This window comes from Massilia sp. LC238, assembly GCF_000735635.1.
GTDB classification, from domain to species: domain Bacteria; phylum Pseudomonadota; class Gammaproteobacteria; order Burkholderiales; family Burkholderiaceae_D; genus Telluria; species Telluria varians.
In genome coordinates this window covers 1-19,561 of record NZ_JNNN01000033.1, presented here as the reverse complement: position 1 = coordinate 19,561, position 19,561 = coordinate 1, and the positions used below count along the sequence as shown (strand labels likewise).

General features: G+C 66.6%; 17 protein-coding genes. 8 read left to right on the top strand and 9 right to left on the bottom strand.

The genetic code is table 11. The features are described 5' to 3' along the window. Window positions 1-153: 153 nt before the first annotated feature. Window positions 154-2,232 (bottom strand): ATP-dependent DNA helicase, encoded by a 2,079-nt coding sequence (locus tag FG94_RS08670; RefSeq protein ID WP_036209896.1) that lies wholly within the window; start codon window positions 2,230-2,232, stop codon window positions 154-156. A gap of 25 nt (window positions 2,233-2,257) precedes the next feature. Further along, on the bottom strand, window positions 2,258-2,458 hold the full coding sequence (locus FG94_RS08665) for a YdcH family protein (protein WP_027867157.1): 201 nt from the start codon (window positions 2,456-2,458) through the stop codon (window positions 2,258-2,260). Window positions 2,459-2,651: 193 nt separating this feature from the next. On the opposite strand from FG94_RS08665, the gene FG94_RS08660 reads away from it, so the two are divergent. Then, on the top strand, window positions 2,652-3,458 hold the full coding sequence (locus FG94_RS08660) for a PP2C family serine/threonine-protein phosphatase (protein WP_036209893.1): 807 nt from the start codon (window positions 2,652-2,654) through the stop codon (window positions 3,456-3,458). Between the two features lie 189 nt (window positions 3,459-3,647). Here FG94_RS08660 and FG94_RS08655 read toward each other — a convergent pair whose 3' ends face one another. The 6 genes from FG94_RS08655 to FG94_RS08630 all read right to left on the bottom strand — a co-directional run bounded on the left by FG94_RS08655 (window position 3,648) and on the right by FG94_RS08630 (window position 11,603). Next, window positions 3,648-4,331, bottom strand: a complete 684-nt coding sequence (locus FG94_RS08655; RefSeq protein WP_036209891.1) for a hypothetical protein — start codon at window positions 4,329-4,331, stop codon at window positions 3,648-3,650. A gap of 13 nt (window positions 4,332-4,344) precedes the next feature. After that, entirely contained in the window at window positions 4,345-5,442 is a 1,098-nt protein-coding gene (zapE, locus tag FG94_RS08650; protein ID WP_036209889.1) for a cell division protein ZapE, read from the bottom strand. A gap of 77 nt (window positions 5,443-5,519) precedes the next feature. Beyond that, window positions 5,520-6,953, bottom strand: coding sequence for a dihydrolipoyl dehydrogenase (gene lpdA / locus FG94_RS08645; RefSeq protein ID WP_036209885.1), 1,434 nt, complete (start codon window positions 6,951-6,953; stop codon window positions 5,520-5,522). 15 nt (window positions 6,954-6,968) lie between these two features. After that, window positions 6,969-7,331, bottom strand: coding sequence for a PspC domain-containing protein (locus FG94_RS08640; RefSeq protein WP_036209882.1), 363 nt, complete (start codon window positions 7,329-7,331; stop codon window positions 6,969-6,971). 73 nt (window positions 7,332-7,404) lie between these two features. Next, the gene (odhB, locus tag FG94_RS08635) at window positions 7,405-8,673 is read right to left on the bottom strand and encodes a 2-oxoglutarate dehydrogenase complex dihydrolipoyllysine-residue succinyltransferase (RefSeq protein ID WP_036209881.1); all 1,269 of its coding nucleotides are present in this window, start codon (window positions 8,671-8,673) and stop codon (window positions 7,405-7,407) included. A gap of 74 nt (window positions 8,674-8,747) precedes the next feature. Beyond that, entirely contained in the window at window positions 8,748-11,603 is a 2,856-nt protein-coding gene (locus tag FG94_RS08630) for a 2-oxoglutarate dehydrogenase E1 component (RefSeq protein WP_036209878.1), read from the bottom strand. A 288-nt stretch (window positions 11,604-11,891) separates the two neighbouring features. Between FG94_RS08630 and FG94_RS08625 the strand changes: the two genes are divergently transcribed. From FG94_RS08625 to FG94_RS08605, 5 genes are read left to right on the top strand one after another with little or no spacing between them, the layout of a single operon-like run. Continuing rightward, window positions 11,892-12,560, top strand: a complete 669-nt coding sequence (locus FG94_RS08625; protein ID WP_036209902.1) for a PepSY-associated TM helix domain-containing protein — start codon at window positions 11,892-11,894, stop codon at window positions 12,558-12,560. Between the two features lie 21 nt (window positions 12,561-12,581). Continuing rightward, complete coding sequence (locus FG94_RS08620) at window positions 12,582-13,094, top strand: DUF2271 domain-containing protein (RefSeq protein ID WP_036209876.1); 513 nt, start codon at window positions 12,582-12,584, stop codon at window positions 13,092-13,094. 25 nt (window positions 13,095-13,119) lie between these two features. After that, entirely contained in the window at window positions 13,120-13,941 is an 822-nt protein-coding gene (locus FG94_RS08615; RefSeq protein ID WP_036209872.1) for a DUF4198 domain-containing protein, read from the top strand. 15 nt (window positions 13,942-13,956) lie between these two features. Beyond that, complete coding sequence (locus FG94_RS08610) at window positions 13,957-14,970, top strand: FAD:protein FMN transferase (RefSeq protein WP_200879961.1); 1,014 nt, start codon at window positions 13,957-13,959, stop codon at window positions 14,968-14,970. Then, complete coding sequence (locus FG94_RS08605; RefSeq protein ID WP_036209870.1) at window positions 14,967-16,313, top strand: sulfite reductase subunit alpha; 1,347 nt, start codon at window positions 14,967-14,969, stop codon at window positions 16,311-16,313. Before FG94_RS08610 ends, FG94_RS08605 begins: the two co-directional genes overlap by 4 nt. Before the next feature lie 150 nt (window positions 16,314-16,463). Here FG94_RS08605 and FG94_RS08600 read toward each other — a convergent pair whose 3' ends face one another. Next, a complete protein-coding gene (locus FG94_RS08600) occupies window positions 16,464-16,826 on the bottom strand; it encodes a KGG domain-containing protein (RefSeq protein ID WP_036209867.1) in 363 nt (120 codons plus the stop codon). A gap of 258 nt (window positions 16,827-17,084) precedes the next feature. Here FG94_RS08600 and FG94_RS08595 point away from each other — a divergent pair, with 258 nt between their 5' ends. Both FG94_RS08595 and FG94_RS08590 read left to right on the top strand, forming a co-directional pair. Continuing rightward, entirely contained in the window at window positions 17,085-18,659 is a 1,575-nt protein-coding gene (locus tag FG94_RS08595; RefSeq protein WP_051996352.1) for an ATP-binding protein, read from the top strand. Then, window positions 18,656-19,318 (top strand): response regulator, encoded by a 663-nt coding sequence (locus tag FG94_RS08590; protein ID WP_036209862.1) that lies wholly within the window; start codon window positions 18,656-18,658, stop codon window positions 19,316-19,318. Before FG94_RS08595 ends, FG94_RS08590 begins: the two co-directional genes overlap by 4 nt. Window positions 19,319-19,561 lie beyond the last annotated feature (243 nt).

Sequence of the window (19,561 nt, the reverse complement as noted above, 5' to 3'; positions counted from 1 at the left end):
AGACGAGAGGCCATCCGGGAACACTCCTTCCAAGGCATCGCACGCTCCAGTTATTGGTCGTGCGCTGATCATAAAAGGTGTTACCTATGTCTCTAGACGACTGTTACCTATGTCCCTGTGCCATACATTCCCCGCCCACCCTACGATACCTCGTCAGGCGTTCAAATCCGCCGCATCCGCCATCGTCCCCGGCCGGAAAAACTCGATCACTTCCGACTGCACCCGGGTGCGCTTGAACGGCGGCAGGCTCTGCCAGATACGCCTGCCGTAGGGCTTGGTAATGATGCGCGGGTCGCAGATCATCAATACCCCGCGGTCGTCCACGTCGCGGATCAGGCGCCCTGCTCCCTGCTTGAGCGTGATGATCGCCTCCGGCAGCTGGTGGTGCATGAAGCCGTTCAGCCCCTGCTTTTCCATCACCTCGATGCGCGCCGCCAGCACCGGATCGTCCGGCGGGGCGAAGGGCAGCTTGTCGATGATGACGAGCGAGAGCGCGTCGCCGCGCACGTCCACGCCTTCCCAGAAGCTCTGGCTGCCCACCAGCACGGCGTTGCCGGCGTTGCGGAAGGAATCCAGCAGTTCGGTACGGCCGCGCTCGCCCTGCACGAACAGCGGGAAATCCAGTCCGCGCGCGGCGAATTCCTCGCGCAGGCGCTCGGCCACCTTGTTCACGGCGCGGATGGTCGTGCACAGGAAGAAGGTGCGCCCGCCCGCTGCCTCGATCACCGGCAGCGCGATGTCGACGCAGGCGTCGGTGTACTGGAAGGAATTCGGCTCCGGTAAGCCAGTCGGCACGTAGAGGATGCCCTGCTCGCCGTAGTTGAACGGGCTCGGCCAGGTCATGGCCGGTTCACCGGTCAGGCCCATCTGGTCGGAGAAATGCTTGAAGTCGTTCTTCACCGCCAGCGTCGCCGAGGTGAAGATCCAGCTGCGCGGCGTGCCTTCGCGCTGGCCCGAGAAGATCGGGGCGATCGACAGCGGCGTCTTGTGCAGCTGAAGGGAAGAATTGAAGGCCTCGACCCACAGCACGGCGGCATCGTCGCCCGCCACCGCCTTGCCTTTCTTGGCATCCGGCTTCCAGGCGTCGAAGGACGCGCTGAGCTCGTGCGCGCGCAGGCGGCAGGCCTCGATCGTCTCCGCGCGGGCGGAATGTTCTTCCAGCACGGTGATCATGCCGGACAGCTCTTCCTTCAGCTTGTCCAGCGCCGGGAAGAAGGCCGAGGTTGGCAGGATCTGCGGCAGCGACAGGCGGGTACCGCCTTCCGGGAAGGTCAGGCGCAGGTCGCGCGCGGCCTTTTCCACCACGGTCACGACCTTGGCCCAGTCCGGTCCGCGCGCATGCGCCAGGCCTTCGGCCAGCACGTCGCGGCACAGTTCCAGCACCTGCGAGGTCGAGACCGACTGGCCGAAGAACAGCGTGGCGGTGTCCGGCAGCTGGTGCGCTTCGTCGAAGATGATGGTGTTGGCCGAGGGCAGCAGTTCGGCGACGCCGGTGTCCTTCAGGGCCACGTCGGCGAAGAACAGGTGGTGGTTGACCACCACCACGTCGGCCTGCTGGGCCTCGCGGCGCGCCTTCATCACGAAGCAGTCCTGGTAATACTGGCACTCGGCGCCCATGCAGCTGTCGCGCGTGGAGGTGACCAGGTTCCAGACCGTGGCGTTTTCCGGCACCTTGGCCAGCTCGGCCTTGTCGCCCGAGTTGGTCATCTTGATGAAGCGCGAGATCTCGCGCAGGTGTCCGACGTCGTCGCGCGAGGTCAGGCGCCCGTTGTTCAGCGTGCGCTCCAGGTGGAAATGGCAGACGTAGTTCGAGCGTCCCTTGAGCAGGGCCACCGAGACCGGCGCGCGCAGCGCGGCGCGGATGGTCGGGATGTCGCGCAGGAACAATTGATCCTGCAAGTTCTTGGTACCGGTCGAGATGATGGTCTTGCCGCCCCACAGCAGCGCCGGGACGAGGTAGGCGAAGGTCTTGCCGGTGCCGGTGCCGGCCTCGGCCATCAAGACCTTCTGCTCGGCGATCGCCGCCGCGATGGCCTTGGCCATCTCGGTTTGCGACTGGCGCGGCTTGTAGGTGCCGACGTTGGGCGCGAGCGGGCCTCCCGCCCCGAACAGGCGGTCGAGCTCGTCGTCGTATTTACCAGGCGGACGGGCGCTGGCGGGAAGCACGTCGCCCTGCGGCGGCGTCTCCACCGGCTCGGCGGTCACGCCAGGAACAGGGAGATGGTCGGTCAAAATGCTTGTTTCTTTATAGCTTGGGTCAAGCTGGAATATCGGGCACCAGCTGCATCTTCAGCAGCGTAATATGATCCTTCAGCTGCAGCTTACGCTTTTTCAAACGGCGCAGCTGGAGCTGGTCGGCATGGCCGTCCGCGGCAAGCATCGAAATGACGGCATCGAGGTCGCGGTGTTCCACGTCGAGTTCAATGATGCGGCGCTGGATGTCCTGGACGTCGGTCATGATGGCTGTTCCAAACAGTTCTTTACAAAGCGTTTGCGGGGGCTGGGGTGGCGGCGCCGGCAGTCGGAGGCGGCACGTGATGGCGGCCGCTTGTGTTCGGCTTGCAACACCACGGCTTCTCGGTGCATAGTTTAATCTACGCTGAGGTTGCCGCCAACAAAGATTGGCGCAGGCGCTACGGAAATAAAGGTTTATGACAACATACAAGATCGAAGCGGGAACCGCGCAGCACATCGGGAACCGCCCGCAGCAGAACGACCGCGTTGCCCTCTTGACCGGCGCCCGCGCGCCCGGTTACGTGCTGGCCGTGCTGTCGGACGGCATCGCCGGCGCTGCAGGGGCGGACCAGGTGCTGCACACGGCGCGCCAGGTCTTCGACGAATTCAAGCCGGGCGACCGCCCCAGCCTGGAGCGGATCGAGCAGCTGCTACAGGACATCGTCAGCGAAACCCATCTGGTCATGAAGATGAACTCGGTGATGCTCGGCGCCGGCGAGGGACTGGAAGCGCATGCGAGCTTCGTCGGCCTGGTATTGACGCCGCACGGCGAGGCGGTGTGGGGACATGTGGGCGACTCGCGCCTGTACCATTTTCATGACGGCAAGTGCAAGCTGCGCACGGGCGACGCGGCCTATGTGCAGCACCTGGTCTCCAGCGACAGGCTGCCGGAGGACGCGGCAAGGAACCACCGCAAGTCCAAGCTGCTGCTCAACGTCATGGGCAACAGCCGCAAGGAGCCCTTCGTGAGCTTCGGCAGCCACACCGGGCTGGCGCCGGGAGACGTGTTCCTGCTGGCCTCGGACGGTTTATGGCATTTCTTCACGGATGCCGAACTGGCGGCGGCCACCAGCAGGGCCACGCCGCGGCAGGCATCCGAAATGCTGATCAACAAGGCGAAGGAGCGCTCGCAGGGCAAGGGCGGGAATTGCTCGATGGCGATTGTGAAGCTGGTGAAGCCGGCGCAGGATGGCTTGGCGGGAAGGGTTGGGCGGCCAGTCTGAACACTGCCAACGGCCCTTCCATTGTTAGCCGTCGAGCCGTCATTCCGGCGTAGGCCGGAATCCAATTTTGCACGCGCCCCTGCTAGCATCAAGCGCAGCCGATAGGCGACGAACTTGGGTCCCGGCCTGCGCCGGGACGACGGATCAACTTGTAGTGGTCGCTAGCAAGCGCTAGCAGAATGCACTAATTCACTTTCCCGCAGCCGGCGTCGCCGCCTTCGCCTTCTCTTCCTCGGCTTTACGCGCGGCCGCCTTCGCCTCGCGCTCGGCCAAGCGCTGCGCGACTTCCTTCTGCTTCTGCTCCGCCTTGCGCTTGCGTTCCTCGAACGCGCGCACGTTCGCCGCGGCCTTGGCGGCTTCCTCTGGTGCGCGGGCAGCCTCTTCCTTTGCCTTGGCAGTGCGGCGCGCCATGCGCGAGGCGGCCGGCGACGGCTTGGGTGGCGGCACGGCCGTGGTGTCGCGTGGCGGTGGCGGCGGTTCGGCCGCCAGGCGCGCTTCCTCGGCCTTGTATTCGGCGTCTGCGGCGGCGATCTCGCGGTCGCGCTCCTCGACCTTCACGCGGCGCTTGAAGCGCTCGGCTTCGATTTCGATGTTGCGCTGCGCATTCAAGGCCACGCGGCGGCGTTCTTTCGCTTCGTCCAGGCAGTTATTGACGAAGAATTTCTCGTAGCAGACCGCTTCCCGCTCGGCATAGCGCGCCTCGATCGCGGCCCGTTCGACGGCGACCGCGGCCAGGCGCTGATCGGCCTGTTCCACCGAGGTGGTGGGGTCGACCGTTTCCAGCGCAGGGCCCGGCTCGACGCTGGCGCAGGCGGACAGGCTTGCGGCGACCGCGGCCGCGGCGAGGACGCGGATGATTGAGTAACTCCTCATGGTTTCCTTTCGATCAGGCGATGGCATCGGCGGCGCCGCGGCGTTCGGCCAGCATGTATTCGCGCGACTGCATTTCAATGATACGCGAGACCGTGCGGTGGAATTCGTTCGCGAGCATACCCTGGGTGTACAGCTCCTCCGGCTCCACCGCGGCCGACATGATCAGCTTGACCTTGTGGTCGTAGAACACGTCCACCAGCCAGGTGAAGCGGCGCGCTTCCGAGGACTGTCCCGCGGACATGGCCGGGATGCCTGACAGGATCACGGTGTGGAAGCGCGAGGCCAGTTCGAGATAGTCGTTCTGCGAGCGCGGCCCGCCGCACAGGGTGGCGAAGTCGAACCAGATCACGCCGCCGGCGCGGCGCAGTGCGCGGATCTCGCGGTTCTCGATGTGCACGATCGGGCTCTCGTCGGCGGTGTCGGCCACCTTGGCATAGGCTTCGCGCAGCGCATGGTCCGAGGCCGCATTCAGCGGCGTGTAGTAGGCCTCCACCTGCTCGAGCGCGCGCTTGCGGTAGTCGTTGCCGGCATCGACGTTCAGGACGTCCAGCTTGTCCTTGAGCAGCGCGATGGTGGGCAACATGCGGTCGCGGTGCAGCCCGTCCGGATACAGGGTCGACGGCTCGTAGTTCGAGGTCATCACGAAGGAGACGCCGTTGTCGAACAAGGCCTTGAGCAGGTTGTACAGGATCATCGCGTCGGCGATGTCCGAGACGTGGAATTCGTCGAAGCAGATCAGGCGGTATTTTTTCGCGATGCGCTTGGCGACTTCGTCGAGCGGATCGGCCACGCCTTTCAGTTCATCCAGTTGGCCATGCACGGCGCGCATGAATTCGTGGAAGTGCAGGCGGGTCTTGCGCACCACCGGCACCACCGAATAGAAGGAGTCCATCAGGAAGGACTTGCCGCGCCCCACCCCGCCCCACATGTACACGCCCTTGGGCACGTCCGGGCGGTTGATGAGGCGCTTGAAAGCGGACGACCGCTGGGCCTTGTACTGGACCCAGTCGTCGTACGCCTGCTGCAGGCGATCCACCGCGGCGGCCTGTGCCGGGTCGGACTTGAAGCCGCGCTCGGTCAGCGCGTGCTGGTAATACTCTTGGACGTTCATAGTGACGGTGTAAACGTAGGGTGGGCGGCGCATTTCAGGCAGGGCCTGAAATGCGCCGCCCACCCTACAGGTGAAACTTAGAAGTTCAGCGAACGCTTGTCCACCGCCAGCGCGGCTTCCTTGACGGCTTCCGACAGCGACGGGTGCGCGTGGCAGATGCGGGCGATGTCTTCCGACGAGGCCTTGAACTCCATCGCGACGACGGCTTCCGAGATCAGCTCCGAAGCCACCGGGCCGACGATGTGCACGCCCAGGATTTCATCGGTCGTGGCATCGGCCAGGAACTTCACCATGCCCGAGGTGTCGCCCAGCGCACGCGCACGGCCGTTGGCCATGAACGGGAAGGTGCCGGCCTTGTAGGACACGCCTTCGGCCTTCAGTTGCTGCTCGGTCTTGCCGACCCAGGCGATTTCCGGCGAGGTGTAGATGACCCACGGGATGGTGTTGAAGTTGACGTGGCCGTGCTGGCCGGCGATGCGCTCGGCAACCGCGACGCCCTCTTCTTCCGCCTTGTGCGCTAGCATCGGGCCGCGCACCACGTCGCCGACTGCCCACACGCCCGGCAGGCTGGTACGGCACTCGTCGTCCACGACCACGAAGCCGCGCTCGTCCAGCTGCAGGCCGACCGCTTCGCCATTCAGGCCGTTGGTGTTCGGCACGCGGCCGATCGAGATGATCAGGCGGTCGAAAGTGGCGGTCTGCTCGGCGCCGGTCGAATCGGCGTAGTTGACGGTGACGTTGTTCTCGCCCTTGGTGATCGCACCGATCTTGCAGCCCAGGTTGATCTTCAGGCCCTGCTTGGTGAACAGCTTGTGCGCTTCCTTGGCGATCTGCTCGTCGACCGCGCCCAGGAAGGTCGGCAGGCCTTCCAGCACGGTGACGTCAGCACCGACGCGGCGCCACACCGAGCCCATTTCCAGGCCGATGACGCCGGCGCCGATCACGCCCAGCTTCGACGGCACGGCGTCGATCGCCAGTGCGCCTTCGTTCGACAGGATCAGCTTCTCGTCGAATTCCGCGCCCGGCAGCTGGCGGGCGTTCGAACCGGTCGCGATGACCACGTTCTTGGCAGTCAGGGTGTCGGTGGTCGGACCGCTCACGTTGACGGTGTAGCCGCCCTCGGTCTTGCCGGCGAACGAACCGAGGCCGTGGAAGAAGGTGACCTTGTTCTTCTTGAACAGGAACAGGATGCCGTCGTTGTTCTGCTTGACGATGGTGTCCTTACGCTTGAGCATGGTCGGCAGGTCGAGTTCCAGGCCGCCAACCTTGATGCCGTGGTCGGCAAAGGCGTGGCCGGCGTGCTCGAAGTGCTCCGACGACTGCAGCAGGGCCTTGGACGGGATGCAGCCGACGTTGGTGCAGGTGCCGCCCGGGGCCGGCTTGCCTGCCGCATTGCTCCATGCGTCGATGCAAGCGGTCTTGAAGCCGAGCTGCGCTGCACGGATGGCGGCGATGTAGCCGCCAGGGCCGCCGCCGATCACGACGACGTCGAATTGTTTCTCGTTACTCATGAATAGCTTCCTTATTTATTCTTCTGGGACAAAGATCCACAGCGCCAGATAGGCCAGCGCCCCAGCACCGGAGGTCACCAGGGTGAGCAGGACGAACACGAGGCGCCAGGCATAGATGTCCATGCCGAAGCCATCGCTCAGGGCGCCGCAGACGCCGGCCAGCCAGCGGTCGCGGCGCGTACGGCGCAGGGACTTCAGCTTGGCCTCGAAGCTGCCGGGCGGCGGGCCGAAACCTGCCCCTGCGCTGCTCCTGCCCTCCTTTTCCAGGCTGACTTTTTCGCTGGCCAGCACTTTCGCCTTGGCCTGCTCGAATTCGGCGTCGGAGAGCGCGCCGGCCTGGTGCAGTTCGTGCAAACGCCGGATTTCATCGGAGATCATGGCGGTCCTCACTGGTGTTGGGGACATGCCTGCAAACGCAGGCATGTCTGTATTGCACTACGGTGCTGCCGAATTACAGGTCGAGCAGCAGGCGTGCCGGATCTTCCAGCGCGTCCTTCATGGCCACCAGGCCCAGCACGGCTTCGCGGCCGTCGATGATGCGGTGGTCGTACGACATCGCCAGGTAGTTCATCGGGCGGATGACGATCTGGCCGTTTTCCACGACGGCGCGGTCCTTGGTGGCGTGCACGCCCAGGATCGCCGACTGCGGCGGGTTGATGATCGGGGTCGACAGCATCGAGCCGAACACGCCGCCGTTCGAGATCGAGAAGGTACCGCCGTTCAGGTCTTCCAGGGTCAGCTTGCCGTCCTTGGCTTTCTGGCCGAATTCGCCGATCTTCTTCTCGATCTCGGCGATCGACAGCTGGTCGGCGTTGCGCAGGATCGGCACCACCAGGCCGCGCGGCGAACCGACGGCGATACCGATGTCGAAGTAGCCGTGGTAGACGATGTCGTTACCGTCGACCGAGGCGTTCAGGATCGGGTACTTCTTCAGGGCGGCGACAGCGGCCTTGACGAAGAAGGACATGAAGCCCAGCTTGACGCCGTGCTCTTTCTCGAACTTGTCCTTGTACTTGTTGCGCAGTTCCATGACCGGCGCCATGTTCACCTCGTTGAAGGTGGTCAGGATGGCGTTGGTCTGCTGCGACTGCAGCAGGCGCTCGGCGATGCGGGCGCGCAGGCGGCTCATCGGCACGCGCTCTTCCGGACGGTCGCCCAGGTTGGCGACCGGTGCGGCGACCGATTGCAGGGCCGGCTTGGCGGCGGCAGGTGCCGGAGCGGCGGCAGCGGCAGGCTTGTTGGCGACAGCGGCCAGGGCGTCGCCCTTGGTCACGCGGCCGTCGCGGCCGGTGCCGGTGGCGTCGGCGGCGCTCATGTTGTTGTCAGCCAGGATCTTGGCGGCGGCCGGCATGGCGACGTCGCCCTTCGCGCCGCCCGCCCCTGCGGCCGGGCCTGCGGCAGCAGGAGCGGCGGCGATCGGTGCGTTCGGGGCGGCCGACGGGATCGGCTTCACTTCCAGCGGGCTGGTCTGGGCCGAAGCTTCGGTGTCGATGATGGCGATGACTTCGCCCGACACGACGGTGGCGCCGTCGGCCTTGAGCAGCTGGACGATCACGCCTTCGCTCGGGGCCGGCAGTTCCAGGACCACCTTGTCGGTCTCGATGTCGATCATGTTCTCGTCGCGCGAGACCTGCTCGCCGACTTTCTTGTGCCAGGACAGCAGGGTTGCTTCAGCAACCGATTCCGACAGTTGGGGGACCTTGACTTCGATTTGTGCCATTTTGTTGTAGCTCCGTTTATGTATTCTGTATGCAAACGCCCCCGTGCGTCAGACGCATGCGGGGGCAGTGGTGATTACTTGGTCAGGATGAAACCCTTGAGTTTCGAGAACGCGGTTTCCAGCAGTTCCTTCTGCTGCGCCACATGCTTGTCGGCATAGCCGACCGCAGGCGACGAGGAAGCCGGACGGCCTGCGTAGGCGAGGCGCTGGCCGTCTTCCATGCTTTCGAAGACATTGTGCTGGATCTGGAACCACGGACCCTGGTTCTGCGGCTCGTCCTGCACCCACACCACTTCGGTCGCGTTCGGGTACTTCTTCAGTTCGGCGGCGAACGACTTGTGCGGGAACGGGTACATCTGTTCGATACGAACGATGGCGACATCGCTGACGCCGCGGGTCTTGCGTGCGTTGACCAGGTCGTAGTAGACCTTGCCCGAGCAGACCTGCACGCGCTTGACCTTGGATGCGTCGATCTTCTCGTCCACTTCGCCGATCACGGTCTGGAAGCCGCCCTTGGCCAGGTCGGTCAGCGGCGAGCCGGCGTCCTTGTTACGCAGCAGTGACTTCGGCGTGAAGATCACCAGCGGCTTGCGGAACTGGCGCACCATCTGGCGGCGCAGCAGGTGGAAGATCTGGGCGGCCGTGGTCGGCTGCACCACTTGCATGTTGTTGTCGGCGCACAGCTGCAGGAAGCGCTCGATGCGTGCCGACGAGTGCTCCGGACCCTGGCCTTCGTAGCCGTGCGGCAGCATCATGGTCAGGCCCGAGGCGCGGCCCCACTTCACTTCGCCCGAAGCGATGAACTGGTCGATGACGACCTGGGCGCCGTTGACGAAGTCGCCGAACTGGGCTTCCCAGATGGTGAGCGTGTTCGGTTCGGCGGTCGAGTAGCCGTACTCGAAGCCGAGCACCGCTTCTTCCGACAGCACCGAGTCGATCACGGTGAAGTTGGCCTGGTTGTCCGAGACGTTGGCCAGCGGCAGGTAGATGCCCTGGTCCCAGCGCTCGCGGTTCTGGTCGTGCAGCACGGCGTGGCGGTGCACGAAGGTGCCGCGGCCGGCGTCCTGGCCCGACAGGCGCACTGCGTAGCCCGAGGACAGCAGCGAGGCGAATGCCAGGTGCTCGCCCATGCCCCAGTCGAGGTTCATCTCGCCGCGGCCCATGGTGGCGCGGTCGTTCAGGACCTTCTCGACCAGCGAGTGCGGCTTGAAGCCTTCCGGCACCTTGGTGATGCGTTCGGCCAGGCGCTTCAGTTCGGCCAGCGGCACCGAGGTATCGCAAGCGTCGGTCCACTTCTTGTTCAGGAACGGCGCCCAGTCGACGGCGTACTTGCCCTTGAAGTTGGTCAGCACCGGATCGACGGTGTGCTTGCCGGCGTCCATCGCGGCGCGGTACTCGGCGACCAGCTGGTCACCGGTTTCCGGCGGCACGGTGCCCTGGGCAGCCAGCTTCTCCGCGTACAGCTTGCGGGTGCCCGGATGCTTGGCGATCTTCTTGTACATCAGCGGCTGGGTCAGGGCCGGGGTGTCCTGCTCGTTGTGGCCCAGCTTGCGGTAGCAGACGATGTCCACGACCACGTCCTTGCCGAACTCGGTGCGGTAGTCCATCGCGATCTGCGAGGCCAGCACGACCGCTTCCGGATCGTCGGCGTTCACGTGCAGCACCGGCGCCTCGATCATCTTGACGACGTCCGAGCAGTAGATGGTCGAACGGGCGTCGCGCGGGTCCGAGGTGGTGAAGCCGATCTGGTTGTTGATGACGATATGGACGGTACCGCCGGTGCCGTAGCCGCGGGTCTGGGCCAGGTTCAGGGTTTCCATGACCACGCCCTGGCCGGCGAATGCGGCGTCGCCGTGCACCAGGATCGGCAGCACTTCCTTGCCCTTGCGGTCGCCTCGGCGTTCCATGCGCGCCTTGACCGAACCTTCGACGACCGGGTTGACGATCTCGAGGTGCGAGGGGTTGAAGGCCAGCGACAGGTGGACCGGGCCGCCCGGGGTCGAGATGTCGCTCGAGAAGCCCTGGTGGTATTTCACGTCGCCTGCCGGCAGGTCGTCGGCGTGCTTGCCTTCGAATTCTTCGAACAGGTCGGCCGGGCTCTTGCCCAGGGTGTTGACCAGCACGTTCAGGCGGCCGCGGTGGGCCATGCCGATGACGATTTCCTGCACGCCCTTTTCACCGGCGCGCTGGATGACTTCGTCGATCGAGGCGATGAAGGATTCGCCGCCTTCCAGCGAGAAGCGCTTGGCGCCGACGTACTTGGTGTGGAGGTAGCGTTCCAGGCCTTCGGCCGCGGTCAGGCGCTCGAGGATGTGCTTTTTCTTTTCGCCGGTGAAGGTCGGGGTCGAGCGGATCGACTCCAGGCGCTCCTGCAGCCAGCGCTTTTCGGTCGGATCGCTGATGTACATGAACTCGGCGCCGATCGAACGGCAGTAAGTATCACGCAGCATGTTCAGGATGTCGCGCAGCGGCGCGGTTTCTTTCCCGAAGTAGGTATTGCTGATGTTGAAGACGGTGTCGAGGTCCGCTTCGGTGAAGCCGTAGAAGGCCGGGTCGAGTTCCGGCAGCGGCGGACGTTCCTGGCGCTGCAGCGGGTCGAGGTTGGCCCAGCGCGAGCCGAGGTAGCGGTAGGCGGCGATCAGCTGGGTGACGGCCACGCGCTTGCGGCCCATTTCCGGGTCGGAGGAGGCGCTGATGGTGCGGATGGGGCCCTGCTTCGCGCGTTCCGCGAACGAGGCGACGACCGAGGAGTGGACCACGTCCGGGCGGCTGGAGCCGTCCACTGCGGGCACGTGCTGCATCTGGTCAAAGTAAGCGCGCCAGTTTTCCGGGACCGAACCCGGATTGTTCAGGTACGCTTCGTACAACTCTTCCACGTAGGGCGCATTACCGCCGAACAGGTACGAGTTCGCATTCTGTTGCTGCATCATTCTTGCTCACCTTTCTTCGCGCTTCGCGAGTATGGGGCGGGTTAATCTAACCTTCCGCGACACGGCCTGACCGGTTAGCGGATCGCACTTACTTCTCAAGTTGTGGGGGAAGGACGTCGTTCTGTGCACCAAGCAAGGCAAACAGGCCTCCTGCTGCCTTTTGGCGCACAGTATTGTAACGCAAGCTTCCGGGCAAGGCAGAGCGTTCAACAAGAAATGTTTTATTTCTATTTGTAAAGCCACACGGAGCGGGTTGACCAGGTAAATGATAATCGTTATCATTTAATGATGAGCCCAACCGGACCGACCACTTCCGCATCCGCAGCACCCAAGACCCTGCCCAGCGCGGGTCGCGCCGTCTATTTGAAGCAGCTGCACCAGTGGCACTGGATCAGCTCCGCCATCTGCCTGATGGCGATGCTGCTGTTCAGCTTTACCGGCCTGACCCTAAATAATGCCAGCCTGATCGAGGCCGAGCCCCGGGTCACCCGCCTGAAGGCGAGCCTGCCCGAGCCCCTGCGCGCCCAGCTCGCGACATTCGCCGCCGAGCATGCCGACGCCGAAGTGCCGCTGCCGAGCGAGATCGCGGACTGGGCCAACGCCGCCTTCCCGGTCGAGGCGCGCGGCAAGCGCGCCGAGTGGAGCGAGGAAGACGCCTACCTGGCCCTGCCCCGCCCGGGCGGCGACGCCTGGCTGCGCATCGCGGCCGACGGCAGCGCCGAATACGAGCGGACCGACCGTGGCTGGATCTCCTGGCTCAACGACATGCACAAGGGTCGCAACACGGGCCCGGTGTGGAGCTGGTTCATCGACATTTTCTCGGTCGCCTGCGTGGTGTTCTGCATCACCGGCTTCCTGATCCTGAAGTACCACGCGGCCAAGCGGCCGTCGACCTGGCCCGTGGTCGGTTTCGGCATCGTGCTGCCGATCGTGCTGGCCCTGCTGTTCGTTCATTGACCCCCATTGAGAAGACCAAGAATGAAACTGTCCCATTCACTCCTCCTGACCCTGCCGTTTGCATCGAGCTGGGCCGTGGGCGCCGACCTGTCCGTCAAGTTCGAGCTGCCGCGCCTGAACGTGGCCGAATACCACAAGCCCTATGTAGCGATCTGGATCGAGCGCGCCGACCAGACGGTCGCATCGAACCTGGCCGTGCTGTACGACCTCAAGCTGAAGAACCGCGAAGGCGAGAAATGGCTGAAGGACCTGCGCACCTGGTGGCGCAAGGCCGGGCGCGAAGCGACCATGCCGATCGACGGCGTGAGCGGCGCGACCCGTCCGCCGGGCGCCCACACCATGAAGTTCGACGGCGCGCGCCATGGCCTGGACAAGCTCCCGGCCGGCGACTACACGCTGGTGGTCGAGGCCTCGCGCGAATCGGGCGGACGCGAAGTGGTCAAGCTGCCCTTCAACTGGGCCGGCAAGGGCAAGGTCGCGGCCAGCGCGGCGGGCAAGGACGAACTGGGGGCCGTGTCGCTCCAGATCCAATAACGCATCAAGAACAGGAGAACACACCATGCAACAACCCCGCTTCACCAAAGCCGCCCTGCTCGGCCTGATCCTCGCCGGCATGTCCTTCACCGCGCAGGCGCACGACGCCTGGCTGCTGCCGAACAGCACCATGGTCGACGCCAAGGAAGCCTGGGTCACGCTCGACGCCGGCATCTCGAACCAGCTGTTCGAATTCAACCACGCCCCGCTGCGCCTGGACAACCTGACCATCACCGACCCGGACGGCGCGACCAGCAAGGCCACCGGCGCGGTGCTGGGCAAGTACCGCAGCACGCTCGACCTGCGCCTGCCGAAGGACGGCACCTACCGCCTGTCCATCGTCAACAACAACGTGATGGGCAGCTACAAGCTGAACGGCGAGACCAAGCGCTTCCGCGGCCCGCAGGGCAGCCCGCAGGTGCAGGTGCCGGCCGGCGCCACCGAAGTGCAGACCACCAACGTGCACACCCGCCTGGAAACCTTCGTCTCGGCCAACAAGATGAACGAGACCGCCCTGAAGCCGAGCGGCGTCGGCCTCGAGCTGGTGCCGGTCACCCACCCGTCCGACCTGCGTGTCGGCGAGCCGATCCGCGTGCGCTTCCAGCTCGACGGCAAGCCGGTGGCCAGCATGCCGTTCAGCGTGGTGCCGGGCACCGCCAAGTACCGCGGCTCCTCGGGCGAGCAGCGCCTGACCACCGACGCCAAGGGCGAAGCCAGCTTCACCGTGGCGGCGCCGAACATGTACTACCTGAGCGCGGCAGTGCCGCACGGCGAACGCGGCGCCCCGCAGCAGCCGGGCGCCAAGCGCTACACCTACGCCGCCACCTTCGAAGTGCTGCCCCAGTAAGGACGGCAGGCCGGCATGCAGAACCTGCGCAGCGTCCTCGTTCCCTTCGAGATCGACATGGCACTCCCTCCGGCGGGCAGCGTGCTGCGCAAGGCGGCCGGCCGTTCGATGGGCACCACCTGGTCGGCGCAGATGCTGGTGCCGCCCGGGGCGGGCCAGGGTCTGGAAGCCGCCCTGCAGCGCGAGCTGGACGAGATCGTCGCGCAGATGAGCCACTGGGAAGAAAGCTCCCTGCTGGCGCGTTACAACCGCGCGCCGGCCGGCAGCTGGCATGCGCTGCCGCCGCAGTTCTACGACGTCGTCGATCTTGCGCTGCAGGTCCATGAAGACACGGCCGGCGCCTACGACCCGGCCGCCGGGGCGCTGGTCAGACTGTGGGGCTTCGGCCCGACCGGCCGCCATGACGGGGCCGGTTTCCAGCTGCCCTCCCCCATCGAAGTCGCCAGCACCCTGGCGCGCCGCGCCAGGGCCGTCCCGCAGCTCGACCGCGCGGGCCGCCGCCTGCTGCAGCCGGGCGGCGCCGTCCTCGATTTCTCCTCGATCGCCAAGGGCTATGGCGTGGACCGCCTGGGCCTGTGCCTGGAGCGCCTCGGCGTGCGCCACTACCTGGTCGAAGTCGGCGGCGAGCTGCGCGGCGCCGGCATGAAGCCGGGCGGCGAGCCCTGGTGGGTCGAGATCGAAGGCGTGCCCGATGCGGCAGCAAGCCCGCAGGCCATGGTGGCCCTGCACGGGCTGGCGGTCGCCACCTCGGGCGACTACCGCAGCTACTTCGAGCACGGTCGGCAGCGCGCGTCGCACACGATCGACCCGCGCAGCGGCCATCCGATCGCCAACGGCGTCGCTTCCTGTACGGTCGTGGCGGCCAGCTGCATGGTGGCCGATGCACTCTCCACCGCGCTGACCGTGATGGGCGTCGAGGCGGGACTGGCCTTTGCCGATGCGCGCGGCATCGCGGGGCGCTACCTGGTTCGCCACGAGGGCGGGTTGCGCGAGCATACCAGCGCCGCCTGGCGCGAGCTGCTGCAATGATGCTCACCATCGATCCGGTGCGCTGGGGCAGCGCCCTTGCCCTGTCGGGCGGCTACCTCGCGATGTGCTTCGCGTTCTGGCGCGCCCGCGCCGGCGCCCGCAAGGCCACCGCCACGGGCAAGGCCGACTGGCTGGTGGTCCACGCCAGCCAGACCGGCAGCGCCGAATACCTGGCGGAACAGACCGCGGCCACCTTGACGACGGGCGGCCTGTCGGCGCGCGCGGCCTGCATGTCGGCGCTCGACCCGGACACGCTGTCGAAGGCCGGCCGGATCCTGTTCATCGCCAGCACCTATGGCGAGGGCGACGCCCCCGACAGCGCCGCGCGTTTCGCCGGCGTGACCATGGGTGCCGGGCTCGACCTGTCGCAGCTGCATTACGCGGTGCTGGCGCTGGGCGACAGCAGCTACACGAATTACTGCGGCTTCGGCCGCGCGCTGGACGGCTGGCTAACCGCGCACGGCGCCACGCCGCTGTTCGAACGCATCGACGTCGACCGCGGCAACGCCGCGGCGCTGGCCGCATGGCAGCACCACATCGGCCGCCTGGCCGGCACCAGCGACGCCCCGGACTGGGAAGCCCCGAGCTACGGCGAGTGGCGCATCGCAGCGCGCGAGCTCGCCAATCCGGGCAGCGCCGGCGCCCCGCTGTACCGCATCGCGCTGGTCCCGCTTGATGCCGCACTGCCGGCATGGGAGGCCGGCGACCTGGCCCAGGTCAGCGCCCCCGCCGACCCGGAACATCCGCGTGAATATTCGATCGCGTCCCTGCCTTCCGAAGGCCGGCTGGAACTCTTGGTGCGCCTGCAGCGGCGCGAGGACGGCAGCCTGGGCGCGGCGTCTAGCTGGCTGTGCGAGACGGCTTCGCCGGATGAGGTGGTCCGCCTGCGCATCCGCGCGCATGCGCGCTTCCGCCTGAACGGCAACGCCGCACGTCCCCTGATTGCGATCGGCAACGGCAGCGGGCTGGCCGGGCTGCGCGCGCTGCTCAAGTCGCGCATCGATGACGGAAAAGGCGACAACTGGCTGCTGTTCGGCGAACGCAATGCTGCCCACGACTTCCTGTGCCGCGACGAGCTGCAGGGATGGCTGGCCTCGGGCGACCTGGCCCGGCTCGACCTCGCTTTCTCGCGAGATCAGGCGGCGCCGCGCTATGTGCAGCACCTGGTGCGCGAGCAGGCGCAAACGCTGCGCAGCTGGGTCGACGGGGGCGCGGCGATCTACGTGTGCGGCAGCCTGCAGGGGATGGCGGGGGGCGTGCACGAGGCGCTGACGGAAGTCCTGGGTGCGGAGACACTGGATGCGCTCACGGCCGAGGGACGCTACCGGCGTGACGTGTATTAGGTAGGGTGGGCGGGAAAACAGTCCAGTGGACTGTTTTCCCGCCCACGCGGTGATAGGTAGTGGCTCCGCTTTCGTGCCGGATGATCTTGCTGCCAGCTATCACCGCGTGGGCAAGAAACTTGCCCACCCTACGAAGAACGATGCTATTGGTTACTTGTCGTTCTTGTGGCTCTGCGAGCCGGCCTTGGCATGCTGCTCCGGCGAGCCGCCGCGGGTGTTGCCGCTGCTAGCCTGATTGCCGCCGCGGCCGCCACCGCCACTTTGCTGGTTGCCGCCCTGGCCGCCACTCTGCTGGCCGCCACCGCCGCCGTGGCTCATCGAGCCGGCACGGCGTGCTTCTTCCGAGGTGAACTCATGGGCATTGCCCGATGCGTGTGCAGCACGGCCGCCTTCCGATGCAATCTCGCGCTGCTTCTGCGGATCCATCGAAGCGAAACCGCGGTTGCTGGTATCGCCGCTCTGCTGATTGCCCTGGTTGTTGCCCTTGTTGCCGCCTTGGTTATTCGATGCCATAGTTGCCTCCTATCTATGTTGAAAGCACCAGCCGGAAGTGGCTGAGACAGGTCCATCCTAACCACGACGAGGCCGGTAGACCACCCAAAACCGGCAATAGTCTTGTAGGACTGAACCTTGCCGGCTCCGGCGTTTCCTCCGTCAGACTGGAAGTAATTTCAAGTGCAGTTTTGGCATCACTAGAATAGGATGATCGTTCGCCACATCTTTTTGAGAATAAAAAATCTCTTTCATGTAGTCCGACACTGACTCGACATTGTGAAATTTTCTATCGGCCACCGTCTCTTCATCTCGGTCCTGCTCGCCATCCTCGCGGTGGTTGCCAGCGCCGTTTACCTGCTGCGCCAGAACGTGCTGGCCAGCTTCGGCGACTACGCCGTCGGCATCGAACTCGACCGCCTGGGCGAACTGTCGGACAGCCTGGCGACGCGCTACCTGGCCCAGGGCGGCTGGCAATTCCTGCCCGCCGGCGATGCACGGCACGGCTGGATTGCGCAGGAGCTGGTGCGCCTGCAGGAGGAACGCGCGCGCCGGACGATGGCCGTGCCACCGGCGCCCGAGCTACCGGCAGCTCCCCTGCCTCCGGCAACGCCCGCGCGGGCCAGCGCCCCAATCCCGGCTGCGCCGATGGACGGCGTCATGCCGCCAGCGCCGCCAGCGCCGCCCGCTCCTCCTGCGCCACCGGCGCTGCCCCTGGCTCCGCCGCGCGTGGACGCGCCGCGTGCCGATGGCGTGACCTACGACCTGCACCAGCGCGTCACCCTGCTCGATGCGAAGGGCGCCTACCTGGCAGGGCGCGTGCCGGGCGACTTCCCGCTGGTCCACCGTGCCATCGAAGTCGGCGGCCGCACGGTCGGCCTGCTCGGCGTGGCGCCCAGCCAGCGGCCGAGCGATGCGATGGCCTTCGCCTTCCTGGAACAGCTGCGCAGCAGCCTGTGGCCGATCGTCGCCGCGGCAGTCGCCCTGAGCGCGCTTGCCGCCGTGCTGCTGGCGCGCCACTTCCGCCACCCGATCGAACGCCTGGCCGCAGGCGCCGGCGCGCTGGCCGGCGGCCGCTACAGGGTACGCCTGCCGAGCACCCGCAGCGACGAGCTGGGCGAGCTGGCGCGCCACTTCAACGCCCTGGCGCAGCAGCTGGAAAGCGCGGAAGGGGCGCGCCGCCAGTGGGTGGCCGATACCTCGCACGAGCTGCGCACCCCGCTGGCCGTGCTGCGCGCCCAGCTCGAGGCCCTGCAGGACGGCGTGCGCAGCGCCACGCCCGAGACCGTCGAGTCCATGCTGCGCCAGGTGCTGGCCCTGAACAAGCTGATCGACGAACTGTATGCGCTGGCGCGCGCCGACGTCGGGGCGCTCGACTGCAAGCCGGTCCCGCTCGACCTGTGGGAGCTCGCCAGCGCCCACGCGCAAGGCTTCGCCGCGCGCCTGCAGGCGGCCGCCCTAGCCTTCGAGCCCGGCGCCGCCCCTGCGCGCAGCCGCGTGCTGGCCGACCCGGACCGCCTGCGTCAGGTGCTGGACAACCTGTTCGAGAACAGCCTGCGGTATACCGCCGCGGGCGGGCGCATCGCGCTCCATGCGCATGCCGACACTAGCTGCCTTCACCTCGTCATCGACGACAGCGCCCCGGGCGTGCCGGACGATGCCCTGGCGCGCCTGGCCGAACGCTTCTACCGCGTCGACGCCTCGCGCAGCCGTGCCCATGGCGGCGCCGGGCTCGGCCTGGCGCTATGCCGGCGCCTGCTCGAAGCCCAGGGCGGCAGCCTGGCCTTCGCCCACTCGCCGCTCGGCGGCCTGCGCGTGACGCTGTCCCTGCCGCTGGCGCGAGGCGCCGCATGAGCCAGTCCATCATGATCGTGGAAGACGAACCCGAACTGGCCGCGCTGGTCGCCGACTACGCGCGCGCTTCCGGCTATGCGCCGCAGGTCTTCGGCGACGGCCGCGAGGCACTGGCCGCGATCCGCGTCCACCCGCCCGCCCTGGTCGTGCTCGACCTGATGCTGCCGGGCCTCGACGGCCTGTCGCTGTGCCGCACGCTGCGCGCGTCCAGCGACCTGCCGGTGATCATGGTAACCGCGCGGGTCGAGGAGATCGACCGCCTGCTCGGCCTGGAAGCCGGCGCCGACGACTACCTGTGCAAGCCCTTCAGCCCGCGCGAACTGATGGCCCGCATCAAGGCCATCCTGCGCCGCGCGGGCCCGGCAGAAGCCCAACGCGTGCTGGCCATCGACGAGGGCGCGCGCCGTATCGCGATCCAGGGCCGGCAGCTCGACCTGACCCCGACCGAATTCGCGATCTTGGCGGCGCTGGCGCGGCGCCCGGGGCAGGTGTTCTCGCGCGCCCAGCTGCTCGATGCCGCCCGTGCCCACAGCCTGGACGCCACCGACCGCGCCATCGACAGCCACATCAAGAACCTGCGGCGCAAGATCGATGCCGCCGCGCCGGGGCTGGAAGCGATCCGCTCGATCTATGGGCTCGGCTACCGCTGCGACCTCTAGCTCTGCGCTCCATCATTTCTCCACATTTGGCATGCAGGATGCAAGCATGGCCCGCCGCATGGCGCGGGCCGCTGCCAAGGGAGACCATCATGCATACGAAAAACAAGGCGATTGCCGCCATCGCCCTGCTGGGCTTGCTCGCCGGCGGCGCCCAGGCGGGCGTGCACGTCCATTACAAGTGCGAGTCGGCCGTGAAGGGCAAATGCCCGCCTGGGCGCCGCCGGCGAGCAAGCCCAGCAGGGC